This window comes from Clostridium sp. AF17-21AC, from assembly GCF_003461365.1.
Taxonomy (GTDB): Bacteria; Bacillota; Clostridia; order Lachnospirales; family Lachnospiraceae; genus Coprococcus; species Coprococcus ammoniilyticus.
Genome location: NZ_QTWY01000002.1, coordinates 249,515 through 270,859 on the forward strand (window position 1 = coordinate 249,515; position 21,345 = coordinate 270,859).

17 protein-coding genes are annotated in these 21,345 nt (G+C 41.7%); all 17 read right to left on the reverse strand.

Features of this window, described 5'->3' with window-relative positions:
- Window positions 1–7: 7 nt before the first annotated feature.
- Window positions 8–661, reverse strand: coding sequence for a (d)CMP kinase (cmk, locus tag DWW85_RS04090; RefSeq protein WP_117807596.1), 654 nt, complete (start codon window positions 659–661; stop codon window positions 8–10).
- Between the two features lie 29 nt (window positions 662–690).
- On the reverse strand, window positions 691–1,938 hold the full coding sequence (locus DWW85_RS04095) for an NAD(P)/FAD-dependent oxidoreductase (protein WP_117807597.1): 1,248 nt from the start codon (window positions 1,936–1,938) through the stop codon (window positions 691–693).
- The gene (locus DWW85_RS04100) at window positions 1,935–2,582 is read right to left on the reverse strand and encodes a TrkA family potassium uptake protein (RefSeq protein ID WP_226801005.1); all 648 of its coding nucleotides are present in this window, start codon (window positions 2,580–2,582) and stop codon (window positions 1,935–1,937) included. The genes DWW85_RS04095 and DWW85_RS04100 overlap by 4 nt, the downstream gene beginning before the upstream one ends.
- Window positions 2,583–2,592: 10 nt before the next feature.
- On the reverse strand, window positions 2,593–3,975 hold the full coding sequence (locus tag DWW85_RS04105; RefSeq protein ID WP_021943811.1) for a potassium transporter TrkG: 1,383 nt from the start codon (window positions 3,973–3,975) through the stop codon (window positions 2,593–2,595).
- 170 nt (window positions 3,976–4,145) lie between these two features.
- Window positions 4,146–5,552 (reverse strand): oxaloacetate decarboxylase subunit alpha, encoded by a 1,407-nt coding sequence (locus DWW85_RS04110; protein ID WP_008400767.1) that lies wholly within the window; start codon window positions 5,550–5,552, stop codon window positions 4,146–4,148.
- A gap of 39 nt (window positions 5,553–5,591) precedes the next feature.
- Window positions 5,592–6,722 carry a sodium ion-translocating decarboxylase subunit beta gene (locus DWW85_RS04115; protein WP_008400766.1) on the reverse strand — a complete coding sequence of 377 codons (1,131 nt, stop codon included), beginning with the start codon at window positions 6,720–6,722 and terminating at the stop codon, window positions 5,592–5,594.
- Between the two features lie 38 nt (window positions 6,723–6,760).
- Window positions 6,761–7,144 carry a biotin/lipoyl-containing protein gene (locus DWW85_RS04120; RefSeq protein ID WP_008400765.1) on the reverse strand — a complete coding sequence of 128 codons (384 nt, stop codon included), beginning with the start codon at window positions 7,142–7,144 and terminating at the stop codon, window positions 6,761–6,763.
- 18 nt (window positions 7,145–7,162) lie between these two features.
- Window positions 7,163–8,095 (reverse strand): OadG family protein, encoded by a 933-nt coding sequence (locus tag DWW85_RS04125; protein ID WP_117807599.1) that lies wholly within the window; start codon window positions 8,093–8,095, stop codon window positions 7,163–7,165.
- A 16-nt stretch (window positions 8,096–8,111) separates the two neighbouring features.
- Entirely contained in the window at window positions 8,112–9,524 is a 1,413-nt protein-coding gene (locus DWW85_RS04130; RefSeq protein WP_117807600.1) for a carboxyl transferase domain-containing protein, read from the reverse strand.
- A 275-nt stretch (window positions 9,525–9,799) separates the two neighbouring features.
- Window positions 9,800–10,330 (reverse strand): CDP-diacylglycerol--glycerol-3-phosphate 3-phosphatidyltransferase, encoded by a 531-nt coding sequence (pgsA, locus tag DWW85_RS04135; protein WP_117807601.1) that lies wholly within the window; start codon window positions 10,328–10,330, stop codon window positions 9,800–9,802.
- Window positions 10,327–11,643 (reverse strand): 30S ribosomal protein S12 methylthiotransferase RimO, encoded by a 1,317-nt coding sequence (gene rimO / locus DWW85_RS04140; protein WP_117807602.1) that lies wholly within the window; start codon window positions 11,641–11,643, stop codon window positions 10,327–10,329. Before rimO ends, pgsA begins: the two co-directional genes overlap by 4 nt.
- 18 nt (window positions 11,644–11,661) lie before the next feature.
- Window positions 11,662–12,504, reverse strand: coding sequence for a bifunctional methylenetetrahydrofolate dehydrogenase/methenyltetrahydrofolate cyclohydrolase FolD (gene folD / locus DWW85_RS04145; protein ID WP_117807603.1), 843 nt, complete (start codon window positions 12,502–12,504; stop codon window positions 11,662–11,664).
- 17 nt (window positions 12,505–12,521) lie between these two features.
- A complete protein-coding gene (locus DWW85_RS04150) occupies window positions 12,522–14,192 on the reverse strand; it encodes a formate--tetrahydrofolate ligase (RefSeq protein WP_117807604.1) in 1,671 nt (556 codons plus the stop codon).
- Between the two features lie 111 nt (window positions 14,193–14,303).
- Window positions 14,304–17,069: a DNA translocase FtsK gene (locus tag DWW85_RS04155; RefSeq protein WP_181983902.1), complete on the reverse strand. Its 2,766-nt coding sequence runs from the start codon at window positions 17,067–17,069 to the stop codon at window positions 14,304–14,306.
- A gap of 27 nt (window positions 17,070–17,096) precedes the next feature.
- Window positions 17,097–17,972, reverse strand: coding sequence for an undecaprenyl-diphosphate phosphatase (locus DWW85_RS04160; RefSeq protein WP_117807605.1), 876 nt, complete (start codon window positions 17,970–17,972; stop codon window positions 17,097–17,099).
- 125 nt (window positions 17,973–18,097) lie between these two features.
- Window positions 18,098–18,757: an ATP-dependent Clp protease proteolytic subunit gene (locus DWW85_RS04165; RefSeq protein ID WP_117807606.1), complete on the reverse strand. Its 660-nt coding sequence runs from the start codon at window positions 18,755–18,757 to the stop codon at window positions 18,098–18,100.
- A gap of 167 nt (window positions 18,758–18,924) precedes the next feature.
- Window positions 18,925–21,321, reverse strand: coding sequence for a N,N'-diacetylchitobiose phosphorylase (locus DWW85_RS04170; RefSeq protein ID WP_117807607.1), 2,397 nt, complete (start codon window positions 21,319–21,321; stop codon window positions 18,925–18,927).
- Window positions 21,322–21,345 lie beyond the last annotated feature (24 nt).

Sequence of the window (21,345 nt, forward strand, 5' to 3'; positions counted from 1 at the left end):
TCCGGTTTTATTTTTCTGCGATGCTGATGATCTTAGCTACAACCTCATTGATACCAAGATCTGAGCTGTCAAGATATACAGCATCATCTGCCTGCTTTAACGGCGCGATTGGACGTTCCATATCCTGTTTGTCCCTTGTAATAATATCAGCTTCGATCTTATCAATATCCGGTGTTTCACCCTTTGCTATCAGTTCATCGTATCTTCTCTTTGCACGAACTGCAGAAGAAGCGGTCAGATAGATCTTTACTTCTGCATTTGGAAGAATGTTTGTACCGATGTCTCTACCATCCATAACAACATCATTTTCTCTTGCAAGCTTTCTCTGAAGATCTAACAGTTTTTCTCTTACACATGGGATAGCAGATGATTTGGATGCCATGTTACCCACTTCTTCTTTTCTGAGGCTTCCGGTTACATTCTCACCATTCAGATATACCTGCTGTGCATGATCTTCATAACAGATTGTGATCTCAATCCCTGTTATCTCATTAGCAACTGCATCTACATCCGTTACATCGATCTTTGCATTCAATAATGCAAGTGCAACTGCACGATACATTGCTCCGGTATCTACATAAATATATCCGAGTTTTCCTGCTACCAATTTTGCTATTGTACTTTTTCCTGCTCCTGCAGGTCCATCAATTGCTATATTCATTTTTTCTCTCCTTTTATCTATTTACTTTATTAACTTTCTTCTGAGCATGCAAGTCCTGCCAGATATCCGGTCGACCATGCTATCTGCAGATTAAATCCGCCCGTCAGTGCATCTACATCCAGAACCTCCCCTGCAAAATACAGGTGATCTGCAAGCTTCGATTGCATCGTTGAAGGATCAACCTCTTTTACATTGACACCGCCTTTTGTAATGATTGCCTCATCAAAGCCGCGAAGCCCCTGAAACGAAAGCGTAAAATGTTTGAGTACGGTTACTAAATTCTTCCGTTCTTCCTTTGTGATTGAATTCACCTTCTTATATGGATCGATTTCTGAACGTTTTATAACTACATCGATCAGTTTGACAGGAAGCAGATCACCAAGCGAATTATGAAAATCTTTATTTGTATATTTACTAAAATCCCGAAGAATACGATCATCCAGCATTTCTTCCGTCATTGCAGGCTTCAGATCGATATACATACTTAAATCTTTATCCAGATATTTGTGAAGATATGCAGATGCCTTTATTACCAGAGGGCCGCTGATGCCAAAATGTGTAAACAAAAGTTCTCCCTGTTCTTCAAACAGACACTTCCTACCACATTTTATCACAAGCTCTACATTTTTTAATGATAGTCCCATAAGTTCTTTGCAAAATTCATTCTTTAATTCAAATGGAACAAGGGATGGTAAAGGCACTTTGATCGCATGACCGGCACTCTCTGCAAACCGGTAACCATCTCCGGTCGATCCGGTAAGCGGATACGATATCCCGCCGGTTGTTATGACGACTGCATCTCCATACACATCTTTCTTTCCATGTGCCGTCTTGATCTGTATGCCTTTTACTACCTGATCTTCTATAATAAGCTTCTGAACTTCCGTCTGTAGTTCTACTGTAATCTCCTGATTTCGGTTTAATTTCGTTTTTAATACTCCGATCACGTCAGATGAATGATCGCTGACCGGAAATACACGATCTCCGCGTTCTACCTTTGTCTTTAGTCCAAGTTTCTCAAAGAAATCAATCGTCATCTGATTATCAAAGGTATAAAACGGACTGTACATGAATTTACTGTTTGTTGTCACCGACTGAAAAAAGCGGTCTGCATCCCCTGCGTTTGTCAGGTTGCATCTCCCCTTACCTGTAATGAATAACTTCTTTCCAAGGCGATCATTCTTTTCAAATAATACAACCTTGCAGCCATTTTCCGCAGCTGTGATCGCAGCCATCATGCCGGCCGCACCACCACCGACTACTATTATTTTTTTCATTGCATCATCCTCTTTAAACCTTCATTCGATATAGTCACTAACAGTCTGTAACTTTCTTTTAACTGTAGCTCCGGGGTGATATGGTCAATCGAACGTCCGTCTTCCTTTGCCAGAATGATATTCATATTATAACTTCTTCTGAAATCAAGTTCTTTTAATGTCTTGCCGACCCATTCCGGTCGAACCGAGATCTCTGCTACATTGATGTCATCCGAAATCTCAAAGAATTCCAGAAAATTACTGCATAAGAGCTTTCTTGCAACATTGATTCCGGCATCCTTTTCCGGATAGATAACTTTATCCGCTCCGATCTTGGACAGGATCTTTGCTGCTTCATCGTTATTCGATTTAGCAAGAATATATGGAACGCCCAGTTCTTTTGCTGTTATGATCGTCATTGCACTGGCTTCCAGATTATTACCCATTGCAACTACAACACCATCCATATTCTCAAGTCCTGCTTCTTTCAGGCTCTCTGTCTCACATACATTAACCGTCACTGCACATGTAACCTGTGATGAGATCCGCTTCACACATTCAGGATTACTGTCGATTGCCAGAACCTGCGCACCGGACTCCATCAAAGTAAGGGCAACATTCGTTCCAAATCGTCCAAGTCCTACTACCGCAAATGATTTTTTCATACTTTTCTCCTTATCCAACGATCACATCTTCTTCCGGATAATGAAGAAGCCGATGTTTTCCGTTTTGTGTATTAAATGCTACCACCATAGATATCGGTCCAACTCGTCCAATATACATACAGATTATAATAATGATCTTTCCTGCCGTGTTCAAAACAGGAGTCAGATTTCTGGATAAGCCAACTGTGCAGACGGCACTTGCCACTTCATACAGAGCATCCAGCAGATTCACATCATTTGTAGCCAGCAATAATATCGTCATAATAAATATCGTACTCATACTTAAGAATACAATTGCAACTGCTTTTTTTACAACGGATACCGGAATGCTTCTCTTGAAAACCTCTGTATCCTCATGGTTTCTGATCATGGCAGCAAAGGTATAGAAAATAACTGCGATGGTTACGGTCTTCATTCCTCCTGCCGTTCCAACCGGAGAACCGCCAATCATCATAAGAAGCACTCCAAAGAAAGCTGTCACCGGTCGAAGCGCCACCTGAGATACTGCCGCAAATCCCGCCGTACGGAATGTTACCGACTGAAAAAAAGCATTTAATATCCGGTCTTTTTCGGATAAATTACCAAGAGTGTCCGGATTGGAACGTTCAAGGAAATAGATAACAATTGTACCGCCGATCAATAACAGCAATGTCATAAAAATCGCGATCTTCGTCTGCAAATGAACGCCATTCCATGCCGACCGGATACTGCATCTCTTTGTACGGATTCTTCGAAACGCTTCAACCGTATCCCACCATACAATAAATCCGATTCCGCCCATAATGATCAGAAACGACGTATTCAGCATCATCAAAAGATTGGAATGATATGAAATCAGACTGTCCGCACCCATAATGTCGATACCGGCATTACAAAATGCTGAAACAGCATGAAATACCGAAAACCAGATTCCCTTTAAAAATCCGTATTCTCTGCAATAATAAAAACTGTAAATAAGTGCTCCGATCCCTTCGATCAGAAATGTTCCTTTTATTACTTTTATCGTAAACTTCAAAAGTCCCTGCTTGCTGTTCAGGTTAAATGCATCCTGCAACAGCATTGTACTTTTCAAGGTTATCTTCATTCTTAATAACAACATAAACAGTGTGATGATCGAAACGATTCCGAGTCCGCCGATCTGGATCAAAATTAAAATCACACCTTTGCCAAACAAACTCCAATAGGAAAATGTATCAACGACTACCAGACCTGTCACACATACGGATGTCGTCGATGTAAAAGCAGCCGTCAGAAGATCTGTCCATGTTCCGTTTGCAGATGCAATCGGCAATGATAATAATATCGTTCCTACAATAACTGTAATCAGAAAGCCCAGTGCTATAATTCTCGTTGTTGTAAGATAATTCCGGTTCACATATTTCTTCTTATTCATGATATTTCTCTAGACCTCTACTCAAAACAATCCCCTGCCTCTGCTATATCTGACAGATAACAAAATTCATGATATAAACATGGGAAGATACAGACCGGATACCACCAGTCTGCTCTTCCCATAGTATACCTGCATATGTCATTTTTCAAACGACATAACACTTTATAATCTTATACCGGATATGCCTTATCCTCTTTGTTTACAAGTGTTGCATCAACCTTTGTCTTCTTTGCTTCTCTTAACTTGAAGAAATCAACAGCAACCTGTGGGAACAATGCATATGTTAATACATCTTCATCCTGTTCCTTGTACTGGATCATTTCTTTCTCGATCTTACCAAGCTCATTTTCAAGAAGATCAGCAGGACGACATGTGATAGGCTCCTGATCACCGATTACTTTCTTTCTAACTTCTGGATCAACCGGCTTTACAGACTGACCATACTCACCAGCAACAAGTGCCTTTGCTTCCTTTGTACACATCTTGTATCTCTCGCCTGTAACAACATTTAATACAGCCTGAGTACCAACGATCTGACTGGATGGTGTAACAAGAGGTGGTTCACCGAAGTCTTTACGAACTCTAGGAACTTCTTCCAGAACCTGTTCAAACTTGTCTTCTGCGTTCATTTCCTTTAACTGTGATACAAGGTTTGATAACATACCACCTGGTACCTGATATAATAATGTCTTAACATTAACACCAAGAACCTTTGGATTCAGAAGACCAGACTTAATCCACTCTTCTCTTAATGGTCTGAAGTAATCAGCGATCTCAGCGAGAAGGTTCTGATCAAATCCAGGATCATATGGTGTACCTTCAAATGTCTTAGCCATAACTTCTGTTGCAGGCTGGCTTGTACCAAGTGCTAATGGTGAAATTGCTGTATCAATGATATCACATCCTGCTTCAACAGCCTTCATGTATGTCATGGAAGCTACACCTGATGTATAGTGTGTGTGAAGCTGGATTGGAAGGGAAGAACCTTCCTTTAATGCCTGAACAAGCTCGGTTGCCTTATATGGAACAAGAAGGCCTGCCATATCCTTGATACAGATAGAATCTGCACCCATATCCTCAATTCTCTTAGCCATATCTTTCCAGTAATCAAGTGTATAAGCATCACCTAATGTATAGGAAAGTGCAACCTGTGCATGACCTTTTTCCTTGTTACATGCCTTAACAGCAGTTTCAAGGTTTCTGATATCATTTAAGCAGTCGAAAATTCTGATAATATCAATACCATTTGCAATTGACTTCTGAACAAAATACTCAACCACATCATCTGCATAATGACGGTAACCAAGAATGTTCTGGCCTCTGAATAACATCTGAAGCTTTGTATTCTTAAAACCATCTCTTAATTTTCTAAGTCTCTCCCATGGATCTTCCTTAAGGAATCTGAGACATGCATCGAATGTAGCACCACCCCAGCACTCAACAGAATGATATCCAACCTTATCCATCTTATCGATGATTGGAAGCATCTGTTCTGTTGTCATACGGGTAGCGATCAGTGACTGATGCGCATCACGTAATACAGTTTCGGTAATCTTAACCGGTTTCTTTTCTGCCATTTCGAACCTCCTGAATATATTCTCATATGATTATGATCATTACTGTACATTAAAGATTGCAAGGAATGTTCCTGCTGCAACTGCTGTACCGATAACACCTGCAACATTTGGTCCCATTGCATTCATCAGAAGGAAGTTCGTAGGATCATACTGGGAACCTACCTTCTGAGAAACTCTGGCTGCCATAGGTACGGCAGATACACCGGCTGAACCGATCAGCGGATTAACCTTACCCTTTGTTACCAGACACATTAACTTACCAAATAATACACCGGCTGCTGTACCGAATGCAAATGCGATCAGACCAAGTAATACGATCTTTAAAGTACTGATCTTTAAGAAAGCTTCTGCACTTGTACTTGCACCAACAGATGTACCAAGTAAGATAACTACGATATACATCATAGCATTGGATGCTGTCTCTGTAAGCTGTTTTACAACACCACACTCACGGAACAGGTTACCTAACATCAGCATACCAACCAGTGGTGCTGTTGTAGGAAGGATCAGAACAACTACGACTGTAACGATAATTGGGAAAAGAATCTTTTCCAGCTTGGTTACAGGACGAAGCTGTGGCATTCTGACCAGACGCTCTTTCTTTGTTGTAAGTGCTTTCATAATAGGTGGCTGGATGATCGGAACCAGTGACATATAAGAATATGCTGCTACTGCGATTGGTCCAAGTAATGTACCACCCATTCCAAGTTTACCGGCAAGGAAGATAGATGTAGGACCATCTGCACCACCGATAATAGAAATAGCTGCTGCTTCCTTACCATTGAATCCCATCAGGAAAGCAAGGAAATATGCGCCGTAGATACCGAACTGTGCTGCAGCTCCAAGAAGAAAGCTTGCAGGGTTTGCGATTAACGGGCCAAAATCTGTCATGGCACCTACACCCATGAAGATCAGTGAAGGAAGAATACTCCATTCATCCAACATGTAGAAGTAATGTAATAATCCGCCTTCTGCCATTATATCTGGAAACATGTTAACAAGTAACATACCAAATGAGATTGGTACCAGAAGAAGTGGCTCAAAACCAAACTTAATTGCAAGGAACATGAAAACGAACGCTACAAGGATCATAACGTAATTTTTCCAGTCAAGACTTGCAAAACCTGTCTGATTTGCTAAATTTGACAATACGTCAACTATACTACTCATTTAGTCGTTCCTCCTATCAGATTTATACAAGTACAGCATTAGTTCAGAGTTGCTAATGTATCTCCTGCTTCAACAGTTGCACCTGATGCAACGTCGATGCTTGCTACTGTACCATCTTCCGGAGCAACAACTTCGTTTTCCATCTTCATAGCTTCAAGGATCAGAATAACCTGTCCCTTCTTAACTGCATCACCAACATTTGCCTTAACATCAAGGATCTTGCCAGGCATCGGAGAAGCAACCTTAATGGAACCTGCGCCTGCTGACTTAGCTGCCGGTGCTGGTGCCGGTGCTGCCGCTGGTGCCGGTGCAGCTACAGGAGCTGCTGCAACTGGTGCTGCTACAGGGGCAACGCCACCTGCTAATTCTTCAACTGAAACATCATATGATGTACCATTTACTGTAATTCTATAATTCTTCATCGATATATCCTCCTATTATTATCTCTTAATACGTCTGATCGGACGTGTCACAAGCTTATCTTTGCTTGGATACGTTGTATATGCATTCTGTCCTGCTGATGCAGCAGCAACTGCGGCTGTGATAACTGCAACCAGTTCAGAATCATTCATTACGCTTTCACCTGTTTCTGTCTTAACGATGTCAACAATCTGTCCTGCCGGTGCAGATCCTGCATCTTCTGCCTTTGTCTCAGCAACAGGCTCTGTCTTAGCTGCTTCTGCTGCTTTTTTAGCTGCCTTCTTGACTGCTTTTGCTTCTTTATCAAAGAAGCCAGGAACAAATTTTAACAGATAGATGATAAATGATATAAAGATAAGAACACAGAATACAGTTGCCATACCGATCAGGGTGTTGGTTCCGGCTGCCTTCATCTTATCTTCAAATGTCATGTTTGCTGCAATCTCAACATCAGTTGACTTATATGGGTACATACCCTGTGAAGAAAGGGCTTCATCAGCCTGCTCTTCACTGTAACCATACTGATTCATTAACTGATATCTCTGTAAGTTATATGTTGCACTGTTGTCTACAAATGTTACCTTGATCAACGCTTCTTTTTCTGTACAGTCAGCATAAAGAGTAACGATTACATTTCCTTCTGTTTCTGCAATCTTGTATTCACCTGTGAAATCTTTAAACTCACCGCACTCATCTCCGATATTACGGAAAGACTTAACTGCTTCAATCTCATTCTCAGAAATTCCTGCATCAGAGCCTGCTTCTACAACATAGTTGTAGGTCTCATCTGCGCTTGCATATTTCTGATATGTCTCACAGGCATCTTTTGCTACCTGAGCGATCTCCTGATCGTTATAAGCAAATTTTACTCCGTTATCATCAGAAGCACTACATCCGGCAAACATAAAAGTAACAGCTAACATAGAAACTATTAATAATAATTTTTTCTTCATTTAGTTGTCACTCCTTTTATATAGTACTGTGCTTCTTATAAGGTCTCATCTCTTCCTTTGAAAGGAGCATCTGGATCGCTGCGATCACTCTCTTTCTTGTAGCATCAGGCTCGATGATATCATCAATATATCCTCTGGATGCTGCTGAAGCTGCTCCTGAAAGAGCTGCAACATATTCTGCTTTCTTTTCCTTGATGAATGCAAGCTTGTCATCTGCTGCTGCAAGCTCATCTTCATACATAATCTTAACTGCCATCTCAGGATCCATAGTACCGATCACTGCATCCGGCCATGCGTATACCATATCTGCTCCGATTGCCTTGGAGTTCATAACTGTATATGCTGTTCCATAAGCCTTGTCCATAACAACTGTAACCTTTGGAACGGTTGCATCTGCATATGCATTTGTAAGCTTTGCAAGAGCCTTTGAGATTGTCTTCTCTTCTTCAACTGTTGCAGCAAAGCCTGTTACATTTACAAGTGTAAGAACAGGAATGTTAAATGCATCACAGAAATCTACAAATTCTTCTGCCTTATATGCACCTGCTGTTGTGATCGTATCTTCCTGATTACCAACACAGCCAACTGTGATACCATCCATACGGATCAGGGCTGTAACAACATCTCCTGCATATTCCTTCTTCATCTCAAGTACAAGAGAATCATCAGCGATATTCTGAATCACTGCTCTTGGATCATTCTTGTATGAATCAAGATTTGGGATAATTCTGTTTGGATTGTCATTTGCAGAAGCTTCCTTGTCGTCCAAATTGCAGCTTGGAAGAACTTCAACCAGTGCACGGATCATACCAAGTAATTCTTCTTCTGTTTCAAATACACCATCAACATTTGCTGTATTCTCGCTTACATATTCAGCAGCGGAAGTATCCAGCTTTGTAATATTGTTCTCTGCTAAGGCATTTGGAGAATTTACAAATAACTTTGCACCTTCCTTTGTCATGAAAGTGAAATCAGATAATGATGGAACAAGGGAAGCGCCGCCGCCACATGCACCAAAAACAGCTGTGATCTGAGGAATAACACCTGAAGCCATAACCTGCTTGCCATATACTTCGCCAAATGCATTCAGTGCATCTGTAGCTTCCTGCAGTCTGAGTCCTGCACAGTCGATCATTCCGATGACAGGTGCGCCCATCTTCATAGCCATGTCATAAATTTTTGCAATCTTCTTGGCATGCATCTCACCAACGGAACCGCCTAAAACTTTAGCGTCCTGACTGTATACATACACTAAATTGCCATTGATAACACCATATCCGGTGATAACACCATCTTTTGGAGTATCCTTATCCTGAATGTTAAAATCAGTATTTCTTGCTTTCACATAAGCACCGATTTCAACAAAACTTGCGTCATCAAGCAATGCATTAATTCTATCGCTTGCTGACAGGGTGAGTTTGTTGCTCATTTCTAGCCCTCCATTAAATTTATTTTTAGGAGTTACATAAAAGTAATTCCAAATTTATGCCGATTTTATTGTAAAGCCTTTACGAATTTATTTCAAGTAAAATTATCATTACGACACAGTTTTTTCAGCACTTTTTAACAATCGAACATCCCTACTATTTTTACTTAAAAAACAAAAGGGGAAAGTGGAAGTAATTGTCAGAAAATACCCCATTTTCCCCATAATTGTCTGTTTTGTAGTTAGTTGTTCATAACTATACAGCCTTTAATTTTATATTAATCCTTCAGGACATTTTTGTTTGATATCAGATAATCAATCAGTGAAATGATCGTTAATACAAGTGCAGCATAAATCAGCACCTGTTCAATCACAAATATCACTTTCCCTCCAAGATTACCGATTAGAAAACAAACCATGACCATCTGGACAACAGTCTTTAATTTGCCCCAGATACCAGCCGCAATAACAACACCCTTTTCTGCTGCGATCAGCCGGAATCCGCTAATGATAAATTCTCTCGCAATGATGATAATAACGATCCATGCAGGAATCCGTCCCTGATCAACTAATGCAATCATCGCAGAACATACCAGAAGTTTGTCTGCTAACGGATCCATGAATTTTCCAAATGTTGTGACCAGATTACATCTTCTTGCGATCTGTCCATCTAATGTATCCGTGATCGCTGCAGCGATAAAGATACCAAGCGCAATCCATTTGGCTGCTGCAAAATCAAGATACATAAACACAACAAAAAATGGAATCATTATAACTCTCAATATTGTTAATTTGTTTGGTAAATTCATTCTATCATCTCCCCTGTCAGATCATATTCATTCGCATCTGTAATCCGAACCTGTACAAAGGTACCGGACATCAGCTCATATGGTGCATCAACAAATACCATACCATCTACATCGGGCGCATCCCTGTAGGTTCTTCCGACATATACATCATCTTCCGCAACATAACCTTCGATCAGTACTGTAAGAGTCTTGCCAAGCAGCTCTTGGTTCTTGTCATATGATACTTCCTGCTGCAATGCCATTATATCATCCCGCCATTTTTCTGCAACCTCATTTTCAATCTGATCCGGAAATGATGCGGCAGGTGTTCCTTCCTCCGGTGAATATGTAAACACACCCAGGCGGTCAAATTCTGACTCATTCACGAATTCCATAAGCGCCTCATGATCTGCTTCTGTCTCACCCGGGAAACCAGCAATCAGTGTCGTACGGATTGCGATATCAGGAATCCGGATCCGAAGCTTTGCAATCAATTCCACAATATCCTTTTTACAGGTACGTCTTCCCATGTGTCGCAATACAGAATCTTCTGAATGTTGGATCGGTATATCGAGATAATGACAGACCTTTTCTTCCTCTGCGATCGTATCGATCAGCTCGTCTGTGATCTCCTCCGGATAGCAGTACATCAAACGTATCCACTTGATTTCCTCGATCTTGCAGAGTTCATGTAATAATTTTGAAAGTGTCTTTTCACCATACAAATCCACTCCATAGAGTGTTGTTTCCTGTGCAACAAGGATCAGTTCTTTTACTCCCTGTGCAGCAAGCTCTTTTGCAGATGCCAGAAGCTGTTCCATCGGAATACTTCTGTATTTTCCTCTGATATATGGGATTGCACAGTAAGTACACATTTTTCCGCAACCCTCTGCGATCTTCAGATATGCCATAGAAGCGCCGGTCGTAACGATACGTCCGCCAACTGCCTCCGGCATATAATTAATATCCGTAACAAAGGAATGTTCCTCATCGGAACTGATCGCATCTACGATCGCGTCATAATTTGCAGCTCCGACGATCGTATCGATCTCCGGCAGTTCTGCAAGGATATCATCTTTATATCGCTGTGACAGGCAGCCGGTAACGATCAGCTTCTTTAATGATCCTGTCTTCTTCAGCTCTCCGTATTCTATTATCGTATTAATACTTTCTTCCTGCGCATCTTTGATAAATGCACAGGTATTGATAACAACTGCCTCTGCCTCATGTTCATCATTTGTGATCTCATGTCCTGCCTTATGCAGAAGTCCGAGCATTACCTCACTGTCCACAAGGTTCTTATCGCAGCCCAATGATACCATCAATACTTTCATATATGTTCTTTCCTCAGGTTATTTTATATTGATCGAATCTACACAGTTATGCATAAGCATTGCGATCGTCATAGGACCAACTCCACCCGGTACAGGAGTAATTGCTCCTGCAACCTTGCTTGCTGATTCAAAATCAACATCGCCACATAATTTGTTATTCTCATCTCTGTGTATTCCGACATCGATCACGGTTGCGCCCTCTTTGATATAGGATGCATCGATCATCTTCGGTCTGCCGATCGCAACTACAAGAATATCTGCACGCTTACATACCTCTTTCAGATCCTTTGTCTTTGAATGACAGATCGTAACCGTTCCATTCTCGCGTAATAACAGCATAGCCATCGGTTTGCCTACGATATTGCTTCTGCCGATCACGACACATTCTTTTCCTGCGATCACGATTCCGGAACGCTTTAAGAGCTGGATCACACCAGCCGGTGTACAGGATACAAATCCAGGCTGACCGATACTTAATGCTCCAACGCTCATCGGATGGAAGCCATCAACATCCTTTAATGGTGAGATTGCTTTAATGATCTTGTCCTCATCGATATGTTTTGGAACCGGAAGCTGTACCAGAATTCCATTTACAGCATCGTCCTTATTCAATTTATCGATCAGTTCTAACAGTTCTTCCTCCGTTGTCTCTTCCGGAAGCTCATAAGACAAAGAATCAATGCCGATATAGGCACATGCCTTTTTCTTATTGCCGACATATACGGAAGATGCCGGATCATTTCCTACCTGGATAACTGCCAGACAGATCTTTACACCTTTTGCCGAAAGCTCTGCAACCTGTTCCTTTAATTCATCTTTTATCTGTTTTGATATTGCTTTTCCATCAATCAGTTGAGCCATATTTGATTTATTCCTCCTTAGAATAATCCGCAAATTACACCATCATCATTTACACTGATATTTTCAGCAGCCGGCACCTTAGGCAGACCAGGCATTGTCATGATCGTACCTGTGATTGCGACCACAAAGCCGGCACCTGCACTGACATATACTTCACGGATATTAATATCAAATCCTTCCGGTCTTCCAAGCTTCTTTGGATCATCCGAAAGTGAATACTGATTCTTTGCCATACATACAGGGAAGTTTCCAAATCCCATCTCTTCAATCTTAGCGATCGCACGATCTGCTTCCGGACTGTATGTTACATTTGCTGCACCATAGATCTCTGTTGCAATGCATGAGATCTTTTCTTTAATTGACAGCTCATCTTTATATAATACTTTAAAATCACTCTTTTTGTTCTCAAGTGTATTTAATACTGCATTTGCAAGCTCGATACCGCCTTCGCCGCCTTTTTCCCATACATTTGCAAGAGCGAAATCACAGCTTCTGTCTTTACAGAATTTCTCCACAAACGCAAGTTCCGCATCTGTGTCTGTGATGAAACGGTTTAAAGTAACGACAACAGGAACCTGATACTTCTGAAGATTCTCGATGTGCTTTTCAAGGTTTACGATACCTTTCTTTAATGCTTCCAGATTCTCCTGACCAAGCTCTGTCTTCGGTAAACCGCCGTTGTACTTCAATGCCTTTACGGTCGCAACCAGAACAACTGCATCCGGCTTCAGTCCATTCATACGGCACTTGATATCAAAAAACTTCTCTGCACCAAGATCTGCTCCGAATCCAGCCTCTGTAATTACATAGTCTGCCAGCTTTAATGCTGTCTTTGTTGCGATTACACTGTTACAGCCATGTGCGATATTTGCAAATGGTCCACCATGCACAAGTGCAGGTGTATGCTCCAACGTCTGGATCATATTCGGCTTGATTGCATCCTTTAAGAGTGCAGCCATAGCACCAACCGCTTTCAGATCCTTTGCTGTTACAGGCTCGTTCTGATAATTATAAGCAACAATGATCCTGCCAAGTCTTTCCTTCAGGTCATTGAAATCCGCTGCCAGACAAAGGATCGCCATGATCTCTGATGCAACCGTGATCACGAAGCCATCTTCTCTTGGCACACCATCTACACGCTTTCCAAGTCCGATCACGGTATGACGCAGCGCGCGGTCATTCATATCCATACATCTTTTAAATACGATACGGTTCACATCAATGCCGAGTGCATTTCCCTGATGAATATGGTTATCCATCATTGCTGCAAGCAGATTGTTTGCAGATGTGATTGCATGGAAATCACCAGTAAAATGAAGATTCAGATCCTCCATCGGTACTACCTGTGCATATCCGCCGCCGGCAGCACCGCCTTTGATACCAAAGCACGGACCAAGTGATGGTTCACGAAGTGCGATAACCGCTTTCTTGTTCAGTCTGCCCATAGCTTCACCAAGTCCGACTGTAATCGTTGTCTTGCCCTCTCCTGCAGGAGTCGGATTGATCGCTGTAACTAAGATCAGCTTACCATTCTTATTTTTCTGTACGGAAGCGATCAGCTCATCTGACAACTTTGCTTTATATTTGCCATACATCTCGATATCATCTTCTTTGATGTCAAGCTTTGCTGCAACCTCCTTTATATTCTTCATCTCTGCCTGCTGTGCAATTTCGATGTCGTTTAACATTTAATATGTCCTCCCTGAGTGTAATTTTATCCTATAGCAGGTAAAATCTGCCTATGCACGCTATATCCCTTCACCGGCATTTTCCCTGTATAAATATCATTTGAATCTGTATTATAAATTATTATCTATATATTCGTCAAATTCTTCCTGCGTCATAAGTATCTTTCTTGCCTTTGTGCCTTCCTCCGGACCTACAACCCCGGCACCTGCAAGCTGATCCATGATACGTGCCGCACGGTTAAAGCCGATCTTAAACGCACGCTGCAGCATTCCGATCGAGGCCTTTTCTTTATCAATGATAAAGCGTCCGGCTTCTACAAAATAATCATCCTTATCACTTCCACCGCTCATACCGGGTGCACCGGCCGCTCCGGTCTGTGTAATAGACTTAGATATATCATCATCATACGTTCCGACACCGTTCTGTTTCTTCAGATACTCCACAACGGCTGACACTTCTTCATCAGAAACAAAAGCTCCCTGTACACGAACCGGTTTTGGATAACCGGTCGGATAAAATAACATATCACCCTTACCGAGAAGCTTCTCTGCACCATTCATATCTAAGATGGTTCTGGAATCTACACCGGATGATACAGCGAATGCAATTCTCGATGGAACATTTGCCTTGATCAGACCGGTAATAACATCTACCGATGGACGCTGAGTTGCTATAACCAGATGGATACCTGCTGCTCTGGCAAGCTGTGACAAACGGACAATCGCGTCTTCCACTTCTCCGTGAGCAACCATCATCAGGTCGGCAAGCTCGTCCACAATCACAACGATCGTCGGCATTTTCTTTAGCTTCTCATCATCTACTGATCCGGAAGCAAGTGCCTGTTCTACTTTGTCATTATATCCCTGTATATTTCTGACTCCACATTCTGCAAACATCTGATATCTTCTGGTCATTTCCTCTACCGCCCAGTTCAGTGCACCGGATGCCTTCTTCGGATCGGTTACAACCGGGATCAGCAGATGTGGAATGCCATTATAACAGGCAAGCTCTACCATCTTCGGATCGATCATGATCAGTTTTACTTCTTCCGGTTTTGCCTTATATAAGATACTCATTATCAGCGTATTGATACAGACCGACTTACCGGAGCCTGTGGCGCCGGCGATCAGCAGATGCGGCATCTTGGCTATATCCGTAACAATAACCTGTCCACTGATATCTTTACCGACTGCAAATGCGATCTTGGATTTGGAATTCTTGAAATTATCCGATTCCACCAGTTCGCGAAATGCAACAATTGAATTTTCTTTGTTTGGTACTTCGATTCCGATCGCTGCCTTGCCGGGGATCGGAGCTTCGATACGAATATCCGCGGCTGCAAGATTTAACTTGATATCATCGGCAAGACCAAGGATCTTACTGACCTTCACGCCCTGCTCCGGCTGCATTTCAAACCGGGTAACCGCCGGTCCGCAGCTATAATTTGTGATCGTAACATTAACACCAAAGTTTTCCAATGTATTCTTCAACTTGATCGCTGTAGAGCGTACCTGTGCATCCCGGTTCGCATTGTGATTCTTCGGCGGCTGTGCCAGAAGATTGGGTCCCGGAAATTTATACTTTGCCCCCTCTTTATAGTTCTTCTGTCCGGGCTTGTCTGCCGCCGGTGCAGGCTTCTTCACCGTCTGAGAGTTCGCTGTCTTTCCTGTCACACTGGAAAACGCAGAATCCATATCCGGATCATAATCATCCGGTATCACACTGACAACCTCCGGATGCTCATTTCCATTGATCGCACCGGAAAGAACATCTTCTTCATCCTCAAATTCTGCATCAAAGATGTCTTTTGTCTGCCGAACAGGAATCTCCTGTGTATCACCCACAGGAACTGCCAACGAAACACCGGCTGCCGTTTCTACAGGAGCAGGTTCTGATTTTCTCCTGCTCTTTGTAACCGACGTTTTCTTCGCAAACGATACTGGTATCTGTTCTTCTCTTTCATCATGAAGTACAATCTTCTCTACATCATTATTAAATGTAAGGAAATCGTCATCCGGTACATTTATTTCATGGATCTCATCCTCATTCTCAAAGAAGTCCTTCGCTTTGCCCTTTTGCTTTTCACCGCTTTCATAGACCTTCAGGTTCTCAAGCCTTACCTGGCTGTTTCCGGACTTTCCGGACTTTTTCTTATTCTTTTTAACCGGTCTGCACTCCTGCTCCGGTTCTGCATATTCTTCTTCCCTGTAAAAGCTGTTGATCAGATTCTTAAATGTATCGATCACTGAGATTCCCGTGATCAGGACAAACATAACAAGCGCACCAAGGATCATTACCAGTGTTACGCCCACGATACCGATCGTATTCCGGAAGATAAAGAACAGACCGCCACAGATAATTCCACCGCCCATATGCTCCTTATATCCATCCAGATATAACTGTTTTACAGATAAATAATCGGTTGTGAAGATCATCTGGCTGATCATCGATATGATAATCAGAACCACACCGATATAGATTACTTCATTTCTAACCTTTTTATTACCAAGATTGGAAATAATAAATGCCGATGATATAAAAAGATATACCGGAAATATGTATTCGGCAAATCCGATCACACCAAACAGGAAACCGGATATTGCATCGCCGACCTTTCCACATTTGCCAAAGTTAGCGATCATCAAGAATATGGAAAAAGCAAGAATGACTAACAGGATTACTTCCAGACGTACTTCCCTGTTATCTTCTTCTATCTGTTGTTCCATCTGTTTTTTTGATGTATTTGGGTTCGATACTGTATTTGACCTTTTAGCTGTACTATTTTTTTTCACCGTACCATTTTTCCCGGTTCCACCGGTGGCTCTGGCCGTTCCGTTCTGTTTTGCCGTCCCGTTTTTCTTTCTGGTTTCAGCCATTTTCTTCTCCCACTTACTTAACTTAAATTAACGTACAAAATAATAAATGACAGATATCACACCTGCGCATAAACAATAAATGGAATATCCCTTGAATTTATTGTTCTTTACTGATTTCAGCATCACTTTGATACAAAGAAAGCCTACAATGCCCGCAACGATCATACCGATCACATAATTCAGGATCTCTGATCCGGCAAGACTTGCACCTGCCAGATCCGGGATCTGAAGAATACATGCCCCAAGGATTGTCGGAATCGACATGATGAATGAATATTTTACTGCAAATTCTCTGTTGAATCCACATGCAAGACCTGCTGTGATCGTAGAGCCCGATCTGGAAATACCGGGAAGAGTTGCAATACCCTGAGCCAGACCGATAAATAACGAATTCTTATATGTAGCCTCTGCAGGTCCTTTATTACCCTTCTGAACACGATCAGCAATAAATAAGATCACAGATGTGATACAGAGACAAAATCCCGGAACTAATAAAGTATTTCCGGCATTTTCAATCTTACTTTCAAACGGAAGTGCGATCACCATAGTTACAAGTGTTGATAAAATAACAAGCATTACGAATTTACGGTATTCCGTTTCAATGATCTTACGATATGGTTTCTTCTCCTTGGAAAACAGATTTGCAAAAAATCTCCCTACATTGCAGCAGGCAAGACCGATAATCGTAAATCCTTCTACGATCAGTTCAACAATATCCTTCCAATACACAATAAAGATGGCAACCAGTGTGCCAAAATGAAGCAGGATATCAAACATGATGCCTGTATCTGTATTTACATGAAACATGTTCTTAAAGATTGCGAGATGTCCTGAACTGCTGACGGGAAGAAACTCGGTTGCTCCCTGAATGATTCCCATAATGATTGATTCTAATAGTGACATAATTGCTCCAATCCGCTGTATAACCAGCACTGTTTTATTGTTTTCTCTATCTATACCGCTTTTCTATGTACCGGCCAATAGCCGTAAAAAAAAACGAACCATCAGCCTATTTTACTATCATTCCATCAATTTATCAAGTCATAGAGTTTGTTTAATGCAGCCGATATTCCTCCGATCCTGTCAATAATGCCGCATTCGACCGCTTCTTTTCCAACAAGAACCGAACCGATATCTTTGGATAATTCCTGTGTATTGAACATGATCGATCTTAATGAATCTTCACCGATCTTGGAATGACAAGACGTAAACTGTATGATTCGATCCTGCATCCGTTCGATATATTCGTAATTTTGTCTCACACCCAGCACGGTATCGGATACTCTGAGAGGATGCACAACCATCGTTGCTGTCGGTACGATAAATGATACATTACCTGATACCGCAAGCGGCACGCCGATCGAATGACTCCCTCCAAGCACCAGTGTAACAACCGGTTTGCTGATTGATGCCAGCATCTCTGCTATTGCAAGACCTGCTTCTACATCCCCGCCTACTGTATTTAATAATACGAGTATACCTTTGATGCTTTCGTCATCCTGAACAACCGCAAGCTCCGGCAATACATGCTCATATTTTGTAGTCTTGGTATCGGATGGCAGACTGACATGTCCCTCAATCTCCCCAATGATATCAAGTAACAATATATTATATTTTTCTTTGTTTCCATTTATGATGATCTGACCATTTTCTACAATGAGGTCCTGTCTTTTTAATTCCTGATCCATATAAACGACTTCCTTTCTTATAGTCAGAAATGTTCCGCCTGTATAAATCGAATATCATTTTTGCTTTTCCATTCAACCATAACTTTTTTGCAAAAAAATAACAGGCAGGAAGATTTTTCATTTCTTCCTGCCTATTGTTTGATACTTTATATGAAATTATTCATAAATTACATAACGAGTGTAATCTCATTTACATCATCCAGTTCATCAAACCGAATGTAGTTATCTTCCATTACCTTTCCATTTACAGTCATGCTCTGGCAGCCACTTTCATGTCCGTCCGGATTTGTAACATGAATATTTAACTTCTTGCCACGATAGTTCTTTGTGATATTGAACTCTTTCCAGTCAGATGGTACTGCAGGTGCGATCTTAATTCCGTAGAAATCAGGGCGCATACCCATGATACCCTCAACACATCCAACCATACAGGTAGATGCTGTTCCTGTCAGCCAGTGAACATGGGAACGGCCTTCATAAGGACTTCCAACTGACTCCGTGAACTGACCATGGCAGTAAGGCTCTAACTTACGAACCTCGGCCTTATCATTCATAGATGCCGGTGAGCTCTCGTCAAAGTATTCAAATGCACGATTACCATGTCCCATCAATGCTTCAGCAAGGATGATCCAGCCCTGTGGCTGTGAGAAGATACCTGCATTCTCCTTTGTTCCTGCATTGAACAGAAGCATTAACGCTCCGTCAAACGCATGTTTCTTATATGGTGGGAACATCAGTCTGACACCATATGGTGTATTTAATTCTCTGTGAACAGATTCCAATGCAAGCTCGCTCTGTTCTCTGGTAGCAAGACCGCTGATAACTGCCCATGACTGAGGGTTCAGCCACATGCTTGCTTCAGGATCATTCTTGGAACCGATCACCATACCGCCCTCTTTATATCCACGGATATAACGGTCATCTTCCCAGCATTTCTCCTGAATTGTGTTACCCATCTTATACTGGATCTCATTGATATAGTCAATATAATCTGCATCGTCTTTTAACTCTGCAAAATACTTAATTACAGTCATTGCATAATAAAGCTGCATTGCTACAAATGTAGATTCTCCACGCTTGCCAAGTCTTAAGCAGTCGTTCCAGTCCGCATGAAGTCCTGCAGGCATTCCATTGTCACCCAGACGGTTCATAGAGAAGTCGATTGCTCTCTTCAAATGCTCGTATACAGTTCCTTCATCCTTATTTGCAAATGGGATAACCTCATCTATAAAGCCGATATTACCTGACTCTGCGATATATTTGTAAATGGTCGGGAATAACCATAATGCATCATCTGCACGATATGCAGGATGTCCGGTCTCTTTTACATAAGATGGATCATCCGGTGTATCCTCATGACCAGGGTTGTGTGTGTACTTAACCAGCGGAAGTCCGCCACCATTATCTACCTGAGCGGATAACATGAAACGAATCTTTTCCAGCGCCATTTCCGGTGCAAGATGGATGATACCCTGAATATCCTGTACGGTATCTCTGTAGCCATAACCGTTTCTCAGACCACAGTATGTAAAGGATGCAGCTCTTGACCAGATAAAGGTCATAAAGCACTGATAAGAATTCCATGTATTGATCATGTTGTTAAATGACTCGCTCGGTGTCTTAACCTGGAAGTTATCTAACTTGCCATGCCAGTAATCGATCAGCTCCTGAAGCTCTGCAGCACAAGTCTTCTCATCTTCATAGGCTTTCATGATCTCATTTGCTGTAGCTTCATCCTTCATGCCAAGAATAAATGAAAATGTCTTTGATTCGCCCGGCTCAAGTGTGATCTTTGTCTGAAGTGCACCACAGGAATTCTCGTTATAATTTAATTTATTACCACAGTCACCATTGATAACAGCAACCGGATCAGCATATGTGTGATACATGCCAAGGAATTCTTCTTTATCTCCACAGTAAGAAGCAACTTCACTGCCTGCAAGTCCGAAGAAACGCTTGTTTACAGCATTTCCATCCACTGAATCATTCACTACATTCTCATTGATCACCTGAAGGATCTTCTGATCTCTGTAGTAGGTTCTTGAAATAAATAATGTATACTGTAAGTTTACCTGATCCTGCTCATAGTTGCAGTCGTTTGTAAATTCACAGAAACCGATTGCAGACAGATGTCTGGTCTTATTGGATTTGTTTGTAAGAGTTACATTCCATACCTCATGTGTCTTATCCAGCGGTACATAATAAAGTACCTCAGAATGGATACCGGAATAATCTGCCATGATATTGGTATAAGCAGTTCCGTGATGACACTCGCTCTTGTATTCATTCAGGCTCTTGCCTACCGGCTGCCAGGATGCTGACCAGAAATCTGAAGTATCGTCATCTCTTAAGTATACATATCTTCCCGGCTGGTCAAAGCTGTTGAAGATGTAACGGATGATTCTTCCATTCGCACCACTCTTTTCAAAGCTGTAACCACCTGCATTATTGGAGATAATCGCACCATAGGCAGGCGAACCAAGGTAGTTCGCCCAAGGTGCAGGAGTATCCGGTCTGTCTATTACATATTCTTTTCTGGCTTCATCAAAATGTCCGTATTTCACACACATACCCTCCCGTATATTTTT